This is a genomic window from Paraflavisolibacter caeni (assembly GCF_025628885.1).
Lineage (GTDB): Bacteria > Bacteroidota > Bacteroidia > Chitinophagales > Chitinophagaceae > Flavisolibacter > Flavisolibacter caeni.
Map to the genome: position 1 here is coordinate 14,818 of NZ_JAOTIF010000017.1, position 21,954 is coordinate 36,771.

The 21,954-nt window shown below is 41.0% G+C and carries 15 protein-coding genes; 8 read left to right on the forward strand and 7 right to left on the reverse strand.

The features are described from left to right. The first annotated feature begins 33 nt into the window (after positions 1 to 33). Together OCK74_RS18010 and OCK74_RS18015 are read left to right on the forward strand one after the other, a co-directional pair. Positions 34 to 654 carry a ribonuclease HII gene (locus tag OCK74_RS18010; protein WP_279298461.1) on the forward strand — a complete coding sequence of 207 codons (621 nt, stop codon included), beginning with the start codon at positions 34 to 36 and terminating at the stop codon, positions 652 to 654. Positions 655 to 1,084: 430 nt separating this feature from the next. Next, positions 1,085 to 1,564: a Calx-beta domain-containing protein gene (locus tag OCK74_RS18015; protein WP_279298462.1), complete on the forward strand. Its 480-nt coding sequence runs from the start codon at positions 1,085 to 1,087 to the stop codon at positions 1,562 to 1,564. Between the two features lie 37 nt (positions 1,565 to 1,601). On the opposite strand, the gene OCK74_RS18020 is transcribed toward OCK74_RS18015, so the two are convergent. Beyond that, on the reverse strand, positions 1,602 to 2,936 hold the full coding sequence (locus OCK74_RS18020) for a Gfo/Idh/MocA family protein (protein WP_279298463.1): 1,335 nt from the start codon (positions 2,934 to 2,936) through the stop codon (positions 1,602 to 1,604). A 150-nt stretch (positions 2,937 to 3,086) separates the two neighbouring features. Here OCK74_RS18020 and OCK74_RS18025 point away from each other — a divergent pair, with 150 nt between their 5' ends. Then, a complete protein-coding gene (locus OCK74_RS18025) occupies positions 3,087 to 4,445 on the forward strand; it encodes a 3-keto-disaccharide hydrolase (RefSeq protein ID WP_279298464.1) in 1,359 nt (452 codons plus the stop codon). Positions 4,446 to 4,745: 300 nt separating this feature from the next. Beyond that, positions 4,746 to 5,369: an L-threonylcarbamoyladenylate synthase gene (locus OCK74_RS18030; RefSeq protein ID WP_279298465.1), complete on the forward strand. Its 624-nt coding sequence runs from the start codon at positions 4,746 to 4,748 to the stop codon at positions 5,367 to 5,369. A 75-nt stretch (positions 5,370 to 5,444) separates the two neighbouring features. Here the strand turns inward: OCK74_RS18030 and OCK74_RS18035 are convergent, their stop codons facing one another. The 4 genes from OCK74_RS18035 to OCK74_RS18050 form a co-directional block, all read right to left on the reverse strand. Continuing rightward, positions 5,445 to 8,300, reverse strand: coding sequence for a M16 family metallopeptidase (locus OCK74_RS18035; RefSeq protein ID WP_279298466.1), 2,856 nt, complete (start codon positions 8,298 to 8,300; stop codon positions 5,445 to 5,447). Between the two features lie 43 nt (positions 8,301 to 8,343). Continuing rightward, positions 8,344 to 9,897, reverse strand: coding sequence for a SulP family inorganic anion transporter (locus OCK74_RS18040; RefSeq protein ID WP_279298467.1), 1,554 nt, complete (start codon positions 9,895 to 9,897; stop codon positions 8,344 to 8,346). A gap of 408 nt (positions 9,898 to 10,305) precedes the next feature. Beyond that, a complete protein-coding gene (locus OCK74_RS18045) occupies positions 10,306 to 12,777 on the reverse strand; it encodes a sodium-translocating pyrophosphatase (RefSeq protein ID WP_279298468.1) in 2,472 nt (823 codons plus the stop codon). A gap of 187 nt (positions 12,778 to 12,964) precedes the next feature. Continuing rightward, positions 12,965 to 13,588, reverse strand: coding sequence for an HAD family hydrolase (locus OCK74_RS18050; protein ID WP_279298469.1), 624 nt, complete (start codon positions 13,586 to 13,588; stop codon positions 12,965 to 12,967). Between the two features lie 572 nt (positions 13,589 to 14,160). Here OCK74_RS18050 and OCK74_RS18055 point away from each other — a divergent pair. Next, on the forward strand, positions 14,161 to 15,300 hold the full coding sequence (locus tag OCK74_RS18055) for a TIGR03118 family protein (protein ID WP_279298470.1): 1,140 nt from the start codon (positions 14,161 to 14,163) through the stop codon (positions 15,298 to 15,300). A gap of 45 nt (positions 15,301 to 15,345) precedes the next feature. Here the strand turns inward: OCK74_RS18055 and OCK74_RS18060 are convergent, their stop codons facing one another. After that, complete coding sequence (locus OCK74_RS18060; RefSeq protein ID WP_279298471.1) at positions 15,346 to 15,720, reverse strand: DUF6717 family protein; 375 nt, start codon at positions 15,718 to 15,720, stop codon at positions 15,346 to 15,348. Between the two features lie 323 nt (positions 15,721 to 16,043). Continuing rightward, the gene (locus OCK74_RS18065; RefSeq protein ID WP_279298472.1) at positions 16,044 to 16,685 is read right to left on the reverse strand and encodes a response regulator; all 642 of its coding nucleotides are present in this window, start codon (positions 16,683 to 16,685) and stop codon (positions 16,044 to 16,046) included. A 301-nt stretch (positions 16,686 to 16,986) separates the two neighbouring features. On the opposite strand from OCK74_RS18065, the gene OCK74_RS18070 reads away from it, so the two are divergent. From OCK74_RS18070 to OCK74_RS18080, 3 genes are all read left to right on the forward strand, one after another. Next, on the forward strand, positions 16,987 to 19,260 hold the full coding sequence (locus OCK74_RS18070) for a PAS domain-containing sensor histidine kinase (protein WP_279298473.1): 2,274 nt from the start codon (positions 16,987 to 16,989) through the stop codon (positions 19,258 to 19,260). Positions 19,261 to 19,382: 122 nt separating this feature from the next. After that, positions 19,383 to 21,401 carry a T9SS type B sorting domain-containing protein gene (locus OCK74_RS18075; RefSeq protein ID WP_279298474.1) on the forward strand — a complete coding sequence of 673 codons (2,019 nt, stop codon included), beginning with the start codon at positions 19,383 to 19,385 and terminating at the stop codon, positions 21,399 to 21,401. A gap of 65 nt (positions 21,402 to 21,466) precedes the next feature. Further along, entirely contained in the window at positions 21,467 to 21,889 is a 423-nt protein-coding gene (locus OCK74_RS18080; RefSeq protein WP_279298475.1) for a response regulator, read from the forward strand. The last annotated feature ends 65 nt before the right edge of the window (positions 21,890 to 21,954 follow it).

A 21,954-nucleotide genomic window follows, 5' to 3' on the forward strand; every position in this document is an offset into this window, starting at 1 on the left:
TGGTTTGATCGAGTAGAATTAAAGTTACAAAATTTGAAATTCTCTACTTTTGGCAAAATGCTGCAACTATTTTACCAGGAGGAATTTATTGAAGCTGGCTGCGACGAAGCCGGCAGGGGATGTCTTGCCGGCCCCGTGTTTGCTGCGGCAGTAATATTGCCTAAAGACTTTTATCATCCCTTGCTTAACGATTCTAAGCAACTATCAGAAAAGCAGCGGTATGAATTGCGTCCTTTTATAGAACAAAATGCCAAAGCCTTCGCCGTTGCCAGTTTGTGCAATAAAGAAATTGACAAGCTGAACATATTAAAAGCTTCTTTTAAAAGTATGCACCTGGCGATTAAAAAGCTGAATTTAAACCCCCAGCTTTTACTGATTGATGGTAATCGCTTTTCTCCTTATAAAGGAATTCCGCACAAGTGTATTGTACAGGGTGATGCAAAATTTGCATCTATAGCTGCAGCTAGTATATTAGCCAAGACTTACCGTGATGATTTCATGAACGGCTTGCACGAAAAATATCCGCAGTATAATTGGGCAAAAAACAAAGGTTATGGTACCAAAGAGCATCAGCGTGCCTTGAATCAGTATGGTCCTTGCTGTTTTCATCGTACATCTTTCCGTCTTAGTTATCATGAGCCTGAGTTGTTTTGAAAGTTTTTATAATGGCAATGCAGCGTTTTCCTGTTTCAAGACTGTCTTTTTATTGCTGCATCTTTATAAATGATATGCCGTAAAAGAAATGGTTGAAGGTTAACAAAAACACCGCTTTCGAGCGGTGTTTTTGTTATTATATTGATCAGCCTATTGCAAAAGCCATTTTCCTTTACTACTTTGCAGTTGAAGTTTGAAATTTTATACGAGTAGATAAACTAAGCTTTAATTACTGCTTTGTTTGCAAGATGGTTAATGTCTTTCCTTTCTGAGCTACTTGTAAAATAATCCTCCATGAAAAATTAATCAAGTATTTATTATCCTAGTTCCTTGTCATGTAAAGCCATTCTCCTTCATCCTTCAGAAAGCCGATAATCCTGCATCTCATTGAAAACAGAGTCAATTAATACCCGTTAATGAATACTGTTTTATGACAAGAGCTGTTATTCTTTTGTGCTTTATTGTTTCTAGCCTAGTTACTCTAGCTCAAACACCTCAATGGACGTCATCAACTAATACGCCAGCTTTTAACTCAAGCAACCTCCCTGTTGTCTGTGTGGAAAGTGCTGTTGTCACGGAAGGAGAAAACAATGGGTGTTATATGGTGTTATTGCTGTCACTTAGTAAGAGAAGTAAGGACCCCGTAAAAGTTCAGTATCAAACGTTAAGCAATACAGAACTTGAAGGTGAGGATTATTTGCAGAAAAAAGGCATTCTTACTTTTCCGGCAAATCGGCTTTTGCAAACATTGAAGATCCAGGTAGATTGCAATGTGCATTCAAAACTGGATAAAACCTTTTTTGTCAAACTCTCCGGAGTTGTCAATGCAACCCCGGAGCATGACACCGTTATAGGAACGATCAATAGTGTTCTACCCATTACTGGGATAAGCCGCAATCAACCTTTTTAAATTTCACTTAGATTTTTACGCATCTAATACGTTTACCTCATGCCTGCACCTTAGGTAGCTTCCACCCATTTTGGTAATCAGGCTTGATGAGCTCATTGGCTTTTGCAGAATTGAATTTATTATCCGCAGCATTCCATAAAACCTTTTCACCTGTGCGCAGGGCGATATTACCCATGTGGCAGTTGATGGCGACCTTAGCCCCGGCCTCAATAGGGCAGTTTAATTGCTCCAATTTCCGGGATTTGAGCACTTCTATAAAATTGGCAGTGTGTTTATCCAGGCCATTATCCGACTGCTGCTGCCAAGCAATGGCTTCCATTTTGGCTTCATTTTTTACTTTGTCGGGACGCACTTCCCAGCCAGCGCGGTTTAAAAGGAGGGTACCATTCTCCCCAATGAAGGCTATGCCATGCTGCAAACCATAGTTGCCTGTCCCCGAACCCATATTGTGCTCCCAAATCATTTGGAAGTTGTTGTAGTCATAAACTACCGTTTGCTGATCTGGAGTTTCTCGAGCATCCTGTGGGAAAACATATTTGCCTCCTGATGCCATAACTGCTAATGGCGCTTCGGCGTTCATACCCCATAAAATCATATCTATAAGGTGTACGCCCCAATCTGTCATTAGGCCACCGGCATAATCCCAAAACCAACGGAACTCATAATGAAAACGGTTCCTATTGAAAGGGCGCTTTTTGGCAGGTCCAAGCCAGAAATCATAATCAACACCTGCTGGTACCGGTTCATTGGGTAAGACTGGCAGAGGCGTGGAGCCCGCCCGGAACATCCATGTTTTGGTTAAGGTAATTTTCCCAAGCTTGCCCGACTTGACGAAATCTATGGCATTAATAAAATGCTGCTGGCTTCGCTGCCATTGATTTACCTGTACTACTTTATTGTACTTATGGGCCGCTTCCACCATTAATTGTGCTTCACGAATGGAGTTGGAAACCGGTTTTTCCACATAGACATCTTTACCAGCTGCACAAGCATCGATCATTTGCAGGCAGTGCCAGTGGTCAGGGGTGGCAATGATCACAGCATCCACATCCTTATTTTCCAGCAACTTGCGGTAGTCTGTGTAAAGCGTTGGTTTGATATTGATCTTTCCTAACTCTTCATTACGCTGGTTCAGTACATTACTGTCCACATCGCAAAGGGCAATGCATTGCACTTCCGGGAGCTTTAACATGGAAGTAAGATTGCTCCAACCCATTCCTTTGCAGCCGATCAGGGCAATATTGATGTGGTCATTGGGCGATACCTTTTTCCGGATAGCTGCTAATACTTCCATAGGTACAGCGGCCAGTATTCCAGAGCCGATAGCTGTTACAGTTGTGTTGCGCAAAAAGCTTCTTCTGTTGAGTGACATATGACAAGTTATGTTTTTATGAAAATAACAATTGATAAAAATAAAAGATTTTTTTCCTAAACTGTTTCAATTGAAATTCAATTTCCTATGCCTATTTTTAGGGGTACGATAAATACTTTTAAGAAACCATCCTTTTCTAACATGGCCATTATGAAAAAAATGCTCTTTTTCGCAATGATGTTTTGGTGTGCATCCAATGCAACTGCTCAGAATTCAGTTTCAAATTGGAAAAACCTGTTCAATGGTAAAGACCTTACCGGTTGGAAGCAGTTGAATGGAAAGGCCAAGTATACCATTCAGAATGGTGAAATTGTGGGTACTACAGTATCCGGCGAACCCAATTCTTTTTTGGTGACAGATAAAGATTACAGCGATTTTATACTTGAACTTGAGTTTAAAGTAGACAGTACCATGAATTCTGGTATCCAATTCAGGAGCGAAAGCAAGCCCGATTACAAGAACGGAAGAGTGCACGGGTACCAGTATGAGATTGACCCTTCGCCACGCGCCTGGACGGGTGGAGTTTACGATGAAGCCCGTAGGGATTGGCTGTATCAAATGGATCTGAATCCCACCGCAAAAAAGGCATTCAAGCAAGGTCAATGGAATAAATGCCGTATTGAATGTATCGGCAATAATATCCGTACTTGGATAAATGGAATCCCGGCCGCTTATGTCATTGATAATATGACTCCTAAAGGCTTCATAGCCCTGCAGGTACATGCCATCAATAAAAAGGAAGACGAGGGCCGGCAGATTCGCTGGCGCAATATCCATATCCAGACGGAAAGTTTGAAAGCGTCTCCACAGAGTGATGTTTTTGTAGTAAATCTAATTCCCAATAATATTTCTGAATTAGAGAAAAAGCAGGGTGTACAAATGTTGTGGGATGGAAAAACAACTAATGGGTGGAGAGGTGCTTATAAAAACAATTTCCCGGATAAAGGCTGGGAAATTAAAGATGGTGTTTTGAGTGTGCTTCCTTCAGGCGGTGGAGAGTCAACGAATGGTGGGGATATTGTCACTGAAAAAGAATATGGAGCATTCATTCTGCAATTTGAGTTTAAGCTCACTGAAGGAGCCAATAGTGGTGTAAAATATTTTGTAACTGAAAAGGAAGGTAATGCTGGTTCTGCTATTGGCTTAGAATATCAGATTCTTGATGATGAAAAGCATCCTGACGCAAAACTGGGAGTTGTGGGTAACCGTACATTAGCTTCGTTATATGATCTGATCCCATCTCTTAGAGAACCACGCGCCAGGCGACCCATTGGTGAATGGAACAGGGGCATGGTAATCGTTTATCCCGACAATCATGTTGAACATTGGCTCAATGGCTGGAAGGTATTGGAATACCAGCGCGGGGCGCCTTATTACTATGCGCTTGTAGCCCGCAGTAAATATGAGAAGTGGCCCGACTTCGGCATGGCACCTAAAGGACACATTCTATTGCAAGACCATGGAAACCTGGTTTCATTCAGAAGTATTAAAATCAAGGAACTTAAATAATTGATGCACCATGCGCAATTGATCGTTCACGATTAATCGAAAATTATGTTGTTAAGAAGCGACTTTTGCAGTGAAGACCCAGGAAGTAATGGCCAGAGGCAATGTATTTCGATAGTAAAGTGAACATAATCCAAACTGAATTGAAGAAATTTATCCTCAATAAAAAAGTCTTATTTCCGGAAGGCTTCTATTTAAAAGGATAAAAATCATAAAAGAAGATTTGGCGTTGTTTTCGCCTGATAAAGTAGTACACGAGGTCAAGAATTTGTGAATTCATAAACTTGTAATCTTTTTGATCTTATGCTGATAAGAATACATCCGGAAAATCCTCAGATGCGGGTTGTGAAGCAAGTGGCCGATGTGCTACGAAAAGGTGGCATCATCATTTATCCAACTGATACTCTTTATGGTTTAGGCTGCGATATATTTCAGCATAAAGCAATTGAGCGTATCTGCCAGATAAAGGGCATCAATTCTCAAAAGGCACAGTTATCTTTTGTGTGCCAGGATCTGAGCCATTTAAGTGAATACGCTAAGCAATTATCCACGCCAGTTTACAGAACTCTGAAGCAACACCTGCCTGGCCCATATACCTTCATCCTGGAAGCAAGCAAGCAGGTGCCTAAACTATTGAAGACCAAGAAGGATACAGTTGGTATTCGTGTGCCTGATAATAAGATAACCCGTTGTATTGTGCAGGAACTTGGTAATCCAATTCTAAGTACATCTTTACCTGGTGAATTTGTAGAAGATTATACGGATCCGGAAATCATAAATGATCGTTTTGGCAAACTGGTGGATTTAGTAATTGACGGCGGTATTGGTGGTATGGTGCCGTCAACAATTGTTGATTTTACCTCAGGAGAGCCTGTTATGATTAGGGAAGGTGCTGGAGCTTGGGAAGAGCTTTCTGCAACTATCTAATCAATGATGTTGTTGATGTAGACTATTATGGAAAAGCCCCGATGTTCGGGGCTTTTCCATAATAGCAGGTGATTTTTAAAAGTTTTTAGTGGGTTGCATCTTGTCCGAAGCAACTTGTGCATTTTCTGGATAGAGTACAGCCTTTACATAATTATCCATCTTAAAGTATTTACGTGCGGCTTTTTGAAGGTCTTCAACAGTAAGTGAATCTACATTTTGAACATAACTCAGCACATCTTCCGGATTGTCGCGGTTGATCCATGCATTGGAAAGGGTGGAAAGCCAGAAGTCATTACTTTGTATGTTTACATTGTATTGTTTCTTCCAAGTCTCTTTCACTTTATCCAGGTCTTTTTGTTCTATGCCTTTATTTTGTGCTGTTTGAATCAAATTCATCAATGCTGCCGTCAGTTTTTCTACATTTTCAGGGCCGCATGGGATATAAGCCGTGATGGAATAATTGGTATATGGACGTTTAGATATACCGCCATGAAAGCCTCCACCATAGATGCCACTCATTTCCTCACGTAGTTTTTCTGTTACTTTAATGTTCATGGCTTCCAATAGAGCCCTGAAAACAAGGTTTTCTTTTGGGTTGTAATCAGCCTCTCCATTAAATACTAAACTGATTATACTTTGAGGTTCCTTACCTTTTTTTATGTTGGCATTCACTATTCCTTTAACAGGGCGGACATTGTTGTCTTTATATGCATTTTCTTTAGGTGTTGCTGGCAAAGAGCCTAAATATTTTTCTATCAGTGGTTTTGCCATGATCGTATCAAGGTTGCCTACAAACGTAAAGTGCATACCATAAGCATTGCTGAAAATATGATTATAAATAGCCAGGCTTCTATCCAGGTTCAGTTTGTCAAATGTTTCTTCTGTTGGGAATGCCTCAGTCCATGGGTTGTTTTGATAAATGATCTTTGTCAGAGTATCCTGATAAAATGCACGCGGGTTTTGCCGGAGAAACTGCACAGAGCTTTTCTGCTTGGTTACAAACGACTTGAACAAGCCTTCATCTTTTCTTGGTTGTGTAAAATACAAATAGGTTAACTGCAAAAAGGTCTCAAAGTCTTTTACACTGCTGCTGCCTTCAATGCCCTCCTCATGGTTATTCAGGTAAGGATAAACGGAAGCCGTTTTTCCGGAAAGGAACTTTTTCAGATCTGTTGGCGACAGATCTTTTACACCCATTTGAGAAACAATGGAAGCTGCATATTTCGCATTATCCTTATCTGCCAGGCTAAATTGATGAAATCCACCCCAGCGCCATGCATCCATTAATACCTGGTCGTTTTTATATGCAGTAGGTTTCAGCGTAACTGTAATTCCATTACTTAGTGTTAAGTCGATGGTACCTAACTTTTGATTGACAGATTGATCTGTAATTTTTCCCGCAAGTGGTTCTTTATCTATTAGTTGTTGTGCAACAGCCTTTTCTTCATAAGGTTTTACAGGCTTTGCTGTTGCTGCCACCATTTCTTTCAGCAAATCAGGGCTGGATGGGAGTTTGTCCTTCATTTTAGCAGGAGCTGTAATGAGGGCAAAAGCATTTTTATTGGAAGGCATTTTGCTGATAGTAGTATTGATCTCCTCAAGCGTAATGGTCGGTAATACCTGTTTGATGAAGAGATAATTGTTTTCATCACCTGGTGCTGGTTCACCTTCCAAATAATGACTGACATAGCGCCAAACAAGTTCACCCGATTCAGATTTGTTGCGTTCGCGATATGCCATTTCCGCTCCATTCAACATAACAGCTTTCGCACGATCCAATTCGCTTGCCAGGAAGCCATACTGCCTTGCCCGTTCGGTTTCTGCTACTAGTGCGTCCACTGCATTTTGAGCAGGGCTATTGCCTATTACAGCATAAGAGACAAATGCATCATAACCACGCAGGAAAGAAGTGAAACCCGTATAACCATACATAAATGGCGGGTTTTCTTGTTGGGTGAGTTCCTGCAGGCGCTGGTTGATCAACGAGGTAACCAGCTCTTCTATTACTTGCTCGCGATAGGCCGCCCAGGTTTTTACTTTTTCGGCAGGCTTCACGTAATTGTATACCCTCAGAACAGTATTTGTTGCTTCTTCATCGGTAAGCACCATCGCCTCGGGTTTGGTTCTAACTGCGATCGGAATAATTGAAGGGCGGGGTTTTGCATTGGCCGGATTCGTAAACTTGCTAAAATGTGCCTTTATCTTTTTCTCAGCTGCAACCGGATCGATATCCCCAACTACAACTACGGCCATCAAGTTAGGGCGATACCATTGCTTATAAAACCGATTCAAGGTTTCGGGCTTAAAGGTTCTTAGAATTGTATCATTTCCGATAGGCAGACGTATTGCATATTTGGAACCATTGAAAAGATGTGGATAATATTTCCGGCTCATGCGTTCATTGGCACCTTTACTAAGGCGGGATTCTTCCAGCACAACGCCTCTTTCTTTTTCAATTTCCGACTTATCCATCAGGTTGTTGAATGCCCAGTCTTCCAATACTGTGAAGCCTTTTTCAACTGTTTCTGGTTTGTCTGAGGGAATTGGAAGTATATATACAGTTTCATCGAAGCTGGTATAGGCATTCAGGTCTGCGCCAAATTCTACTCCAGTCTTTTGGAGGTAATCCACTAATTCGTTTTTGGGAAAATTCTTTGATCCATTGAAGCTCATATGTTCCATAAAATGAGCAAGGCCTCTTTGGTCAGCATCTTCCAATACTGAGCCGGTATTGACCACCAGGCGTAGCTCTAACTTCTTTTCAGGCTTTGGATTTTTCTGTATATAGTAAGTAAGGCCGTTTGGCAGCTTGCCCACTTTTACATTGGGGTCTACTGGTATGGGATCTGTTAATTTGAACTGGGCAAAGACAGGAATAACAAAGCTGACAAATAAAAAGGTTGTCAGCCATCGTAAAGTAAGAAGTTTCATAAACAGAATTGGGTTAAGTATACAATGTAATTGTAGATGAAAGTTAATGTATCGCAGTCACATTCACTTTCTCAATTCCTTTAAGATGTACTTCAATATGCCGGTCGTGGGCTTTGGCTTCAAATTCACTGATGATTTCCAGGATGTCATAATCAATAAACCTGCTTTCGCTGCCATCAATAGTAAGAATGGAATATTTAGGTATGCGTTCAAGAGCTTCACGCAACTTGATCTTATTAAGGAAGGTCACATTGCTGTGTAGCCTGATGTAATAAACCTCAGTGGCATGCTGCATCTGCTTTCGAATGTTGTATTCAATACGGAAGTTGTTCTGGATAATAAAGAAAATAGAGATCAGCAGTCCAATGCTCACACCAATGAGCAGGTCTGTCATGAGGATGATCGCAATGGTGATCAGAAAGGGTAGAAATTGCTTCATGCCAAGACTCCACATATGGGCAAACAGCCTGGGCTTAGCCAGGTTATAACCTGTAATGATCAGGATAGCAGCCAGCGATGCATAGGGAATCATATTCAAGACGAAAGGAATCAACAAAACAGCGAGCAAGAGGAAAAGGCCATGAGTAAAAGCTGAGAGCTTGGTGCGGGCTCCTGCGTCAACATTGGCGGAACCTCTAACCACAACGGCGGTCAGTGGTATTGCGCCCAACAGGCCACAAGCCATATTACCTATACCCTGTGCGATCAATTCGCGGTTGACGGGCGTAACCCGGTTGTGCTTGTCTAGTTTGTCAATGGCTTCAATACATAACAAGGTTTCCAAACTAGCTAGCAATCCTATTACTAAACCTTGTTTCCATATAATGCTGTTGGAAAATATTTTGGTCAGGTCAGGAAACGTGATGCTGGCCAGAATATTGGAAGGGATGTTCACCAACTGGTTCTTATCAAGCGCGAGTTCGCCATCCGGAAAATTGGTGAAAACAAGGTTCAGTAAAATGCCAACGATTACTACAAACAGCGGTGCTGGAATTATCCTGAGCTTTTTAGCAAATGGTTGTTGTAATAGAACAAGCAAAGCAAGGGAGATCATGCTGACCAGGATGGCCCCCGAAGTAATATGATCGGTAAAGTTGTTGATGTTGCTTTGAATCTCGTGTGAAGAAAATAGTCGAAGGAAACCACTGGTCCAGAAGTCGGGCTGATCATATCCAAGTGCAATAGGGATTTGCTTTGAAATTAGCAGAATGCCAATTGCCGCCAGCATCCCTTTGATTACAGATGACGGAAAGTAATTGGCAATGGATCCCAGCTTCAATAATCCAAGGATTAATTGAAAAAGCCCTGCAACAATGGCAGAAAGTAAAAACAACCTGTAATCTCCTAAGGATAATATTGTAGCAGCTACTAATGTAGTTAAACCGGCAGCGGGGCCTGATACAGCTAAAGGGGAGCCACTAAGCAGGGCTACAACAAGTCCTCCAATAATTCCTGAAATTATACCAGCGGATAATGGTGCATTGGAAGCTAACGCAATACCAAGACAGAGTGGAAGGGCAACCAGAAAAACTGAAAGCCCCGCAGGCATATCATGTTTGAGCCAGATAAGCCTGTAATACTTCAATTTTCTTTTCAAAGTTCTAGGTGATATATTTATTGGTGCAAATTTACCATTATTGGTCGGGGGTGAGCGGCTAGGTAAGGCTGATATTTGTCAGGTAGGAGAGGGCTGACATGAAAAGATTGGGGTATCGGTATTGTGAGGAATTCATAAAAGGATTAAAAGGAGCCTGGTATCTGGAAATGGGGTGATGAGGGGTGAGTGAGGATATGGGATTTGGGATTTCGGAGGAGGGAATTAGGGGTTTGGGGTTGGGTGGATCAGGAGGGGTCAAAATCTGTTTCGTGCTTCAGGTATGCTGTAAGTATGCTTCAGGTGTGCTTCAGCCATACTGAGGGTATGGGTGGGGTGGATGAGAAAGTTAAAGAAAGTGCCGGAAGGAATTCCGGCACTTTTCAAATGTATGGGCAGAAAATCAAGAGACTAGTACGCCATTTCGGGTTCTTTTTTCTTTGACTTTTCAGAGCTTGTTGGTTCTTTTTCTTTTTCAATCCGCATTTTATAGAATGAACGCCAAACAAACACCAAAGCAATAGCGAAGAATACCAAGCCTGCATAGGGAGCTGCATCCCGGAAGGAAGCAGATATAGCTATTTCCATTGCCAGAAGGCCAAACAAGGTGGTAAACTTGATAACTGGATTCAGGGCTACTGAAGAAGTATCCTTAAAGGGATCGCCAACAGTATCACCTACAACCGTTGCATCATGCAGGGGTGTTCCTTTTGCTTTCAGGTCTACTTCTACTACCTTTTTCGCATTATCCCATGCGCCACCGGCATTTGCCATGAAAATGGCTTGAAATAGTCCAAATACTGCAATGGAAATAAGGTAGCTAACAAACAGGGCTACTGCATTATTTCCACCCGGTCCAGCTGGGGAGGAGATGCAGGCAAATGCCAGGGAGAAGAAGAAAACTGCAATAAAAATATTGAACATGCCTTTTTGGGCGTACTGTGTACAGATCTTTACCACTTCTGTAGATTTTTCAACAGATGCCTTTTTAGGAGCATTGGGATCAAGGTTGATGTGGCGTTTAATGTAGGCTACAGCACGATAGGCACCGGTAGTCACTGCTTGTGTGGAAGCCCCTGTAAACCAGTAAATAACAGCACCACCCAGTATCAGACCAAAGAGGGTATATGGATTCAGGAGGTTTAAAATAGCTTCCGGCTGTACGCCCAATGTTTTTTCGATCATCAGAATAAGGGAGAAGATCATGGTAGTGGCACCCACTACAGCTGTACCAATCAGTACTGGTTTGGCTGTAGCCTTAAATGTGTTACCGGCGCCATCATTGGCTTCAAGGTAATACTTGGCCTTTTCCCAGTCTGGCGTAAAGCCGAAGTCTCTTTGGATTTGTTTGTCTACATAAGGCCATTCTTCAATAAGCGAAAGTTCATACACAGACTGTGCGTTATCGGTAACAGGTCCATAGCTGTCTACTGCAATCGTAACCGGGCCCATACCCAACATGCCAAAGGCCACAAGGCCAAAAGCAAAAATGGAAGGATAGACCATGAGTGTTTCCAACCCGAAGGTGCTGGCAAAATAAGCAGCAGCCATCAGCACAAAGAATACCATACCATTCCACAAAGCACTGAAATTGCCTGCAACAAAACCGGAAAGGATCACAAGTGATGGTCCGCCTTCGCGTCCAGCGCTTACTATTTCTCTTACATGTTTAGACTTGGGAGAGGTAAAGATCTTGGTGAATTCAGGAATTAATGCGGCGCCTAGTGTACCACAACTAATGATGGTAGATAGTATCCACCACATATCGGTATTGCCGGCCAAATCAGGTATCAGGATGGCACTGGCTGCAAAGGTAACAGCTATTGATAGCAGGGAAGTGATCCAGACAAGGTTTGTCAACGGTACTTCAAAGTCCATGTCTTCCTTGCCGCTATATTTTATTTTACTCCATGCTGCGTTGATGTAAAAGGCTACCAGGGAAGTAATAATCATTAAGATGCGCATAGCAAAAATCCAAACCAGCAATTGGGTTTGCATTGCTTCGCCACCTGTAACTGCCAGCAGGATAAAAGAAATAAGTGCGACACCTGTAACGCCATAGGTCTCAAAGCCGTCAGCTGTAGGACCAACAGAGTCACCAGCATTATCACCTGTACAGTCGGCAATAACACCAGGGTTGCGAGGATCGTCCTCGCCAATTTTGAACACCACCTTCATCAAGTCGGAGCCGATGTCTGCTATTTTTGTAAAGATGCCACCTGCAATACGAAGCGCTGATGCGCCCAGCGATTCGCCAATGGCGAAACCTATAAAGCAGGCACCTGCCAGTTCGCCCGGCATGAATAAAAGGATCGTCAGCATTAAAATGAGCTCTACGCAAATGAGGACGACACCGATGCTCATGCCTGCATTTAATGGGATGTTCAATAGTTTTAACGGATCTTTTCTTAAAGAAGCAAATGCCATACGGGCATTGGCGAGTGTGTTCATGCGAATACCGAATGCTGCTACAGAGTAGGAACCTAAAATACCTATCACTGTCCACAATAGTATCAATAATACACCGCCGGGGCCAAATAATGCATTGCCATCATGATCTTTGGCTAAGAATCCAAAATAACCAGCCACAGCAGCGCCAATAAATACAAAAAGGAGTGCAAGAAACTTACCTTGTTGTTTCAGATAAGCAGTACAGGTCTTGTAAATAACATGGGCAATTTCCAGCATTGATTCGTGTGCAGGAAGTTTTTTTACTTTTTGAAACTGATACAATCCAAAAAGTAAACCCAATAGAGTGATCGCAAATCCGTAATAAAGGATGTTCTGCTCTTTGATTGAATCAGGGATCTTAAGGTCTGCCTCACCCGCAAGTGAAAGTAACGGTGATGCCAGGATGAAGGCTAATCCCAGTGCTTTTTTCATACAGAAGATTTTGGTGGATAATATTAGGATGTCAAGCTATGCAATAGGCCTAAGAAAATACATGACAGTTATCATTCTGAAGAATGTAAAAAGAGATGGAGATATTAAAAATCTTTTCTTAGATTTTCCGCGGAATAAACAATGAAAATGATGGTAGAGATGGTTGGGAGAATAGATTGAAAGAAGGTCATTGCGCAATGCTGACTAGTTCCTTGAAATCAGATATTTTATAGGTTGCCGGGTGATTGGGGTGGAGGTTATATTTATCATAGAGCACTGTATCAATACCAAGTTCTCGAGCTGCTTTTATTTCAGATTCAAGGTCGTCTCCTATCACCAATACTTCTGTTGGCGCATATCTATGCCGATGAAGTATATCCGCAAATACATCTTTCTTGGTTTGTCCAGATGTTTGCGGGTCTATTACATGGATCTCTTTGAAGTCTGCCTCGATATTCATGCCGTGGATCTTACTGTACTGTAATTTGGTAAATCCAGTAGTGACCAAAAAGCGTTCTCCGGGTATGCGCCTTATTTCAATGAAATCATCAAATGGCATTATCTCATCTTCGTAGGCGGTATTTTTTAAAAGGTTGATGCCTCGCTCTGTTAGTTCATTACTAAAGCCGTGAGTGGCTGCAACCAGTTGAAATGGTTTACGTAGAATATCAGCCTTGATGTCTTCAAAGTTTTCCTCGTGTTCACCACTATCGTGTATAAGTTGGTATAAAGATGCAAATAACTTATCGCCTATGGATGAGACCGGGTAAATGGTATTATCAAGGTCAAAAATGATTGCCTTTTTATTCATACCTGAATGTACAACTTTGCCTAAATTCAAGTAAATGTTTATTAATGAATACTCATGTATTCATTAATAATGGACAAATCGTTCGAGAAATTACCAAATACAAATTTGCCTTTTAGGCCAGGTGAAGATGAGATGGCTTATAAAAGGAGCTTTTTATGATATGCAAATGAGCTGGCTTAATTGATATTATTACAATTGTCCGGATAATAACCAATAAGCAATGATCACTTGGATGATCATACGTAAACAAGGAAACATGGTTGCTTTTTCAATTTATTAGTCATTTTTTGACTTATAATCTCATCAATTACTTACATCGAGCAATAAAAGCTTTATCAAAATCATCTAATAATAAGCTGATGGTTTCATAATAAGTATGCGTTCAATATAAAATGAGCAACCTTTGTAATTTTGTTTCGTATCTACTATGTTATCCCGAACTTATTATAATTGACAAATTAGGGCATTGGACTTATTGGATTACGGAATGGACTTACAGCTTTTGTTTTGAATAGTATGATACCCGTGGAAGCTAGCGGCGGCGTATTCCCTTAACCTTAAATATGCTTCGTATGAAAACGGCCAACCCAACTTTAGAACGTTTGCCACGTTCATCAGCAGTCCTTTTCATGTCTTTTTTATTGTTATTGCTTAGCGGATGTATTAAGCATCTTGATGAGCATGCGCTAAAAGAATTCAAACAGGTTAACCTGGTGGGTAATAATAACGAATATGCGCCTGCCCATATAGACCCCGTGTTAGTAAATGCCTGGGGGCTCGCTTTTAATCCCACGGGTATAGCCTGGGTTTCTGCTGAGGAGGGGCATGTTAGCACGATCTATGATAAAGACGGCAATACACTCAGGCCACCTGTCAACATTCCTTCACCAGGTGGTGCAACTGGTGGCAGTCCGACGGGGATTGTTTTTAATAGTGCTGCCGGCACAAATGATTTTGTGTTGAGTAATGGCCAAAGAGCTGCTTTTCTCTTTGCAGGTATTGATGGTATATTGTCGGGCTGGAATCCTACAGCGGGAAATAATGCTCTACTGATCAAAGACGAGTCAAAATCATCTGTTTACACCGGCCTTGCCATTGGTGCTTTCAATAATCAGGATTACATATATGCTGCTAATTTCAAGACAGGAAAAATCAATGTATGGGATTCTGAATTCAAACCTGTAACAATGGATTTTAAGGATCCCGGCATACCAGCTGGTTATGCACCATTTAATATTCAGAGTATAGAAGACAGGTTATATGTTGCGTATGCAAAAGTAGCAGCTGATGGCGATGAAGAAGCGGGTGAAGGGCTTGGCATTGTATCCGTATTTAATAAGGATGGATCGTTTGTAAAAAGGTTTGCGACAGCTGGTAAATTGAATGCTCCCTGGGGGCTTGCAAAGGCTTCGGCAAGTTTCTTTGCTGACAATGAAGACAATGGGATTGAGACCTGGGGCAAAGTGCTTCACTGGAAACGGCAACCTGCCATTCTTGTGGGGAACTTTGGTGATGGCCATATCAATGCTTATAGCCTGGATGGCGAATTCTTAGGACAGTTGAAAACAGAAGAAAAGATAATCGAAATTGAAGGCCTGTGGGCAATCACTTTTCCTCCGGTATCTTCAAACATTGACAAGAACCGGCTCTATTTTACTGCCGGTCCCGATGATGAAGAGGAGGGCTTATTTGGTTATATTGTCAAAGATTAAATGAATGTTGTAAATAAAAAGCCTTGGACTGCCAAGGCTTTTTATTTACGAAATGTTTTGAATGCTAAAATGTTTCTCCTTTCTTAAGTATATATGTTCTGGTATGTCGCCGAATACGAAAAGGGGGATATCACTCAACCAAACCTCTTCTTGAATGACCCTTCCTCTATGGTCGCGTAGTTCATAATAACCTCCTCCTGCAGGACTGTTAGACATTTGTGTTAATTGCAAATTGAATGCCTTGTCAAAAGGAATGGTATCTATGGCAAGCGTAATATTTTTCTTTTCATTGGAAAGATAATCGAGTAACGGAGTTGATCCTTCCAAGAGGACAAAATCACTTTTGTTGAATATCTTCAAGTCATTTTTAAGGTTAATGTACCAGGTTCCATTTTCTTTCGTAAATGAGAAAGTGTTCATATGTGGGTGATTGGTTGGTTAGTTAAACTTTTAATGCTGAGTTTGCAAGACAAATTACTATTTCTAGTTCTTTTAGGGTAGTTCGTTAGGGTAGCTAAATTGAAGATTTGGCAAGCAATCATCCGTTGATTTAAATACTAACTTATCGTATGGTAAAGGGTTCATTACTTTGTTTTCATGAAGAGTTCGGACAATGCGGCAGTCGCCTGCATGTTTTTATGGTTAATGGCTTATTCATATGGCATTTTTTTATTGAAACAAATTTAGCTGTCGACTATTTTTTATCCTGTACATATAAGCAGCAAAAATGTGTAGTTATTTTACTACAAAGCCTGTTGTGAAAAATTATATAAGGATGCTATTTCTTTTAATTGTATAAGGTTTGAAATATTTAGCTTTTCAAATATCCTGGATTTATAAGTGCCTACAGTAGAAGGCTGTAAATGTAATCGATTGGCGATTTCACTGAGGGAAAGACCTGATAAGAGGAAAGAGGTAATTACAAATTCACGGTCAGACAACTTTGAGAAAGGATTACTTTGGCTTTCTCCTGTGGCCTCATCTAAAAAAGTATCTATTAATTGTTCACTTATATACTTGCGGCCATTCAGAACAGTTTCGATCGCTTTTTTTACTTCATCAATTGGAGCCTCTTTTGACAGGTATCCTTTAGCTCCAGATTTAATGAACCTTTTACCAAAAAGATTCTCTGAGCCCATAGAAAAAACTAGAACTTTTGTCTCAGGATTCCGGGTAATCATGTATTCAAGTAGCCCAAAACTATTAGTGTTCGGCATCTGCACATCCAATATGATGAGGTCGAAACTATTCTCTTTTAATTGTTGAACTGCAGAGTTTCCATCATTCGCCTCGGAAATCTGGGCATCCGGATAAAAATCAGAAATTAACAACTTTAATCCGCGACGTACAATTTCATGGTCATCAATAATCAGAAACTTTTTCATCTGCAAACATTTATTCAAAAGTCCTGTCCAAAAGACCTGCAATTGAGCATTCTGTAATCCATTTACCGTTAAGAGCATCCAACCTTCAATTACTTTACGAAGTTGTTCTCTATAAACCCCGTAATTTCTTGAAGCGCCCTGGTTTGCTGGAATAGTTTTGGAATAAGAAAATCAGGATGCGCAACCTGTAAGAATTGATAAGCAAATTTCATGCTATTGTATGCCAGGATTACTGTCTTCGAATTGAGGCAAACAAGCTGCTTTAGGGTTTGATATCATTTATCATTAAATCAGGAGAGCAATGATAACCAATAGTGATTGCCAGTTGATTTTTAATGCATTACCAGGTTTATACTTGATCCTAAAGCCTAATGCTCCTCATTTTACCATTGTTGCAATGAATCAGGCAATTCAAAACGCAGCAATGATCAATGATCAAATCTGTGGGAAAGGTATATTTGAAGTGATCAAAGAAAGATCTAATCGAGCCGGTAATGATTACGTCCAAAATTTGATCGTTTCCTTAACGAGCGTGTTGGAAACAAAGCTGCCTCATCAGATGCCAATATTGAGATATGACATCCTAAATCCGGAGACGAATGATCTTAATGTTCACTATTGGCTGCCGGTAAATACACCAGTGCTGGGTCCGGATCAAAAGATACATTTCATTATCCACTCTATTGAAGATGTTACGTCCTCTGTTTTGTTGAAAGAAATTGAAGATAAGGCCAGGCAGGAATTAGAACGCCTGCACCGGGAGCAGTCCCAGATTTTGGAAAGCATTGCGGATGGGTTTATTTCTACAGATCGTAATTGGATTGTTAAGTATTGGAACAGGCAAGCTGAAAAAATATTTAACATCAGTCGAAAAGATATTCTGGGCTGCTACTTATGGGATGTGATCAAGGAAAGCCATGCAAATAAATTATATAAATGTTTTCATGAAGCTATGAGTAAAAACAAGCCTGTGCATTTTGAAAAGTATTATGCATTGCAAAATATCTGGTTACAAATCAATGCCTATCCTTCAGAACAGGGCTTAACTGCTTTTCTGGTTAACATTACCGAAAGCAAAAACGCTCAGGATGTGATCGTTAATAATGAACGACGCTTTAGAGCCTTGATAGAAAATATATCTGATGGTTGGGTCATTATTTCAACAAGAGGGAAGATAATGGATATTAGTTATTCAGGACGAAAAATACTGGGTTATCAATCTCACGATTTGATAGGTGATAAGAAATATAAAGAGGTTATTCATCCTAAAGATTTTCGAAAGGTTAAAAAGGCATTTGATTGTGCTGTGAAAGTCTCATTAGAGAGTCATGATGCTATTTCTAAACCTGGAGTTACAGTTTTGCAGAACATTATTAAAGATTCGAAGGATGGAAAAACTGTTGAATTCCGGTTTAAAATGCCTGATGGTAACTATAAATGGCTAGAAGGAACATTTCATAATTTGTTGTATGAAGAAACGATCAAGGCTATTGTGCTCAATTTCCGTGATATCAGCAGCCGGCGTCAGCAGGAAGAACAACTATTGGCTTCTGAAGAGAAATACAGGTATCTTTTTCACAACAGTCCTGCTACAATTATTATATGGACGTTGGATGACCTCTGCATTCAGGAAGTTAACCAAACAGCTATTAACCTATTTGGTTATACACGAAATGAGTTGCAATGTATGAGTGTTTTAGATATGAGGCCAATTGAAGAACATGAAAGAATCATCCACTTATCATTGGACCTCAGAAGAGGGGGCACAACAAACACGGGAATTTGGAAATATAAAACCAAAAGCGGAGATCTCATGTATTTAAATGTTTCCCTACATAAAATAAGTTATGGAGACAGAGATGCTGTATTAACTCTTGGAACCAATGTTACAGAAAAAGTGCAGTTGCAAAAAAAACTGGAAGAAGAGCGTCGGCAAAAGCAGCATGAGATTACAGACGCAGTGCTGACGGCCCAGGAAAATGAGCGAGCAGAACTGGGTAAGGAGTTGCATGATAATATCAACCAGGTTTTAACAACGACCCGTTTATATATAGAACATGCATTAACAAAAAAAGATAAGCAAGCAGAACTACTAGAGCATAGCCGTGAATATATCACGAAAGCAATCCATGAAATAAGACAGCTTTCACGCACATTGATGCCTCCCTCATTAGGTGAAGTAAGTTTGAAGCAGGCACTGGATGAATTATTCTTAAATCTTAAATCTTTAAAGGCTTATAAATTTGAATTCGAGTTTTTGCTGGAGCATGAAGAAGTGATCACCGCGCCATTGAAACTGGCCATCTTCCGCATCATACAAGAACAATTGAATAATATTGTAAAACATGCCAAGGCAACAAAGATTGCTATACGCATTGTGCAGTTTGACAACCAGGTCAAAGTTTATGTGAGGGACAACGGTATTGGGTTTGATCCCCAAAAGGGACCAAGGGGTTTAGGGCTTCGCAATATTTCCAGCCGGGCAAACCTATTCAGAGGCCAGGTGGAGATTAACTCTCAAGTAGGCCACGGAACAGAACTTCAGGTGTTTTTCCCGCTCCAGGGACAAGAATAATACTTGATTTGCCGCTAAAATCTCTCTTTTTAGCAATTTATTACCATTGCTTTATGCAGCGTTGTGCATATTTACATGCTCAAATGAAAATTGATTTGTAAATTAATCGGGATGACTGTTCAATGAGAAATTTTCTACTTGTTTTCTATTTTTTACTGTTAGGTAACTGTGTTAACGCTCAGACTTGTTCCTCCCTAGGGCAGACGCCCTCTTCGGCCTTCCCGGTTTGTGGCACCAGCACTTTTCATCAAACCAATGTACCAATATGCAGCACTCGTTCTCTGTATGTTCCTGGCTGTAGTAACGACGGTGCTGCTTATGCTGACAAAAATCCTTACTGGTATAAATTCACCTGTTACACATCAGGCTCGCTGGGTTTCCTGATCAAACCTACTAACCAGGGTGATGATTATGACTGGCAGTTGTATGACATCACTGGCCATGATCCGGATGAAGTTTTCACCAACCGTTCGCTGGTGGTCACAGGCAATTGGGCTGGTACTTATGGCAATACGGGTGCCTCCAATTCGGGTGTCAACTTTATTCATTGTGCTTCTGATCCGGCAGCCAAGCAAAATTCATTTTCTGTAATGCCACAATTGACAGCAGGTCATACCTATTTATTGCTGGTAAGCCATTTCACTGATTCTCAAAGTGGCTACGAACTTTCTTTTGGTGGAGGGACTGCCGTGATCACTGATACTTCACTGCCTCGTTTACATAGTGCTGAAGCAAGTTGCGGTGGGGATGTGATCCGGGTGAAGCTTAATAAGAGGATTCGTTGCCAAAGTTTGACATCTACAGGTTCCGAATTTTCTATCAACACCGGGAGTATTTCTGTCATTAGTGCAAATGGTATCGGGTGTTCCTCTGGTTTTGATACAGATTCTATTGAACTTAGGCTCAGTGGTTTCCTGCCGCCAGGCACTTTTTCTTTGGTTGCAAAATTGGGAACCGATAATAACACCTTACTGGATTATTGTGATAATGCCATCCCCGTTGGTAGTAAAGTTGATTTTACGGTCTACCCACTATTGCCTACTCCTATGGATAGCCTACAGCCTGTGCAATGTGCTCCACAAACGCTCCGGCTCTTTTTCCGTAAACCAATGCTTTGCAGTAGTGTAGCTGCGGATGGAAGTGACTTTGTACTCACTGGGCCATACCCGGTGCGCATCGCTGGTGCTTCAGGCAGTTGCAGCGGCACAGCCACAACTTCAAAAGAAATTATCATCAGGCTGCAACAGCCATTGTCTGGTGGCGGCAACTTTACGTTGGCATTAAAAAAAGGCGGAGACGGTAATACTGTGTTAGATGAATGTGGTAAAGAAACACCTGAAGGTTCCTCTATTGCTTTTTCAGTAAAAGACACTGTGACTGCAACTTTTAGTTATGTTAAAAAGTATGGGTGCAGCGTAGATACGGTCCTCTTTCGCCATGCAGGTACTAATGGCGTGAATAGTTGGAAATGGAGCCTGGATGAAGGGCAGTCGAGTGCAACACAGAACCCGGTGGCAATTTACAAGCAATTCAACCAGAAGAATATTTCGTTGATCGTATCAAATGGCTTTTGCAGCGATACGTCCTCGCAGACGGTAGCGTTAACAAATTTTCTAAAAGCAGATTTTTCTGTGTTTGAAGACAATTGTCCCAAAGAATCTGTTCCATTTACCAGCCAGGCGCAGGGTACAATTGTCAGGCATCAATGGTCGTTTGGCGATGGAGGCAGTTCAACAGATGCTTCTCCGGCGCACATCTTTGCTCCGCCTGATAACACAAGAAATTTCACTGTCACCTATACGGTTACTGATGATATTGGCTGCCAAAGCACAGCTCAAAAGAACATCATTGTCTATGGTAGTTGTTACCTGGCAGTGCCTAATGCATTTACCCCTAATAATGACAGCAGGAATGATTTTCTGCGGCCACTTAATGCGGTTAAGGCAAGCCAATTGGTTTTCAAAGTTTATAATCGCTGGGGGCAACTGGTGTATCAAACAACTGACTGGAAAAAAGGCTGGAATGGAACTTTAAACGGGTTGCCGCAACCCGCAGGTGTTTATGCCTGGATTTTACAATACGTAGATAGGAATACTGGTGAAAAAAGGATAATGAGGGGCACTGCTGCGCTAATAAGGTAGTGAGCGGTGTGATATTACTCAAATAAATCCATTAACTTTCTATACTAATTACTTTTCTAAGTTTTATGCTTAACTCTGGACCTATAATTCTTATTGAAGATGATACTGATGATCAGGAATTGATTGGGAAAGCAATAAGAGAGGTTGGTATGAGCAATGAAATCATCTATTTAGATAATGGTGCTGATGCACTCCAGTTCCTGGTTACAACAACTGTGCAACCATTCATTATTTTGTGTGATATGAATATGCCGAAAATGAATGGCATTGAACTGAAAATGCGGATCGATGAAAACAAGGAACTAAGAAAAAAAAGCATTCCTTTTGTTTTCTTTTCAACAACAGCTAATAAAATGACTGTAAACCTGGCGTATACTAAAATGACCGTACAAGGCTTTTTTGAGAAAAGCGATCAATACAAAGAACTTGTCCGCACATTAAAAATTATCTTCGACTATTGGCGTGAATCCATACACCCAAATTCCTGATGGTCCAGGAGTCAATTCATTTCAGCAACTCGTTTAAGTATACAATCAACCGGCGTGAATAAAAT

Coding starts and splice junctions, on each gene's coding strand:
- OCK74_RS18045 (WP_279298468.1), bottom strand. CDS start 12,777: ATGAAAAAAGCACTGGGATTAGCCTTCATCCTGGCATCACCGTTACTT.
- OCK74_RS18015 (WP_279298462.1), top strand. CDS start 1,085: ATGACAAGAGCTGTTATTCTTTTGTGCTTTATTGTTTCTAGCCTAGTT.
- OCK74_RS18070 (WP_279298473.1), top strand. CDS start 16,987: ATGATAACCAATAGTGATTGCCAGTTGATTTTTAATGCATTACCAGGT.
- OCK74_RS18065 (WP_279298472.1), bottom strand. CDS start 16,685: ATGAAAAAGTTTCTGATTATTGATGACCATGAAATTGTACGTCGCGGA.
- OCK74_RS18080 (WP_279298475.1), top strand. CDS start 21,467: ATGCTTAACTCTGGACCTATAATTCTTATTGAAGATGATACTGATGAT.
- OCK74_RS18035 (WP_279298466.1), bottom strand. CDS start 8,300: ATGAAACTTCTTACTTTACGATGGCTGACAACCTTTTTATTTGTCAGC.
- OCK74_RS18050 (WP_279298469.1), bottom strand. CDS start 13,588: ATGAATAAAAAGGCAATCATTTTTGACCTTGATAATACCATTTACCCG.
- OCK74_RS18020 (WP_279298463.1), bottom strand. CDS start 2,936: ATGTCACTCAACAGAAGAAGCTTTTTGCGCAACACAACTGTAACAGCT.
- OCK74_RS18060 (WP_279298471.1), bottom strand. CDS start 15,720: ATGAACACTTTCTCATTTACGAAAGAAAATGGAACCTGGTACATTAAC.
- OCK74_RS18055 (WP_279298470.1), top strand. CDS start 14,161: ATGAAAACGGCCAACCCAACTTTAGAACGTTTGCCACGTTCATCAGCA.
- OCK74_RS18075 (WP_279298474.1), top strand. CDS start 19,383: ATGAGAAATTTTCTACTTGTTTTCTATTTTTTACTGTTAGGTAACTGT.
- OCK74_RS18025 (WP_279298464.1), top strand. CDS start 3,087: ATGAAAAAAATGCTCTTTTTCGCAATGATGTTTTGGTGTGCATCCAAT.
- OCK74_RS18030 (WP_279298465.1), top strand. CDS start 4,746: ATGCTGATAAGAATACATCCGGAAAATCCTCAGATGCGGGTTGTGAAG.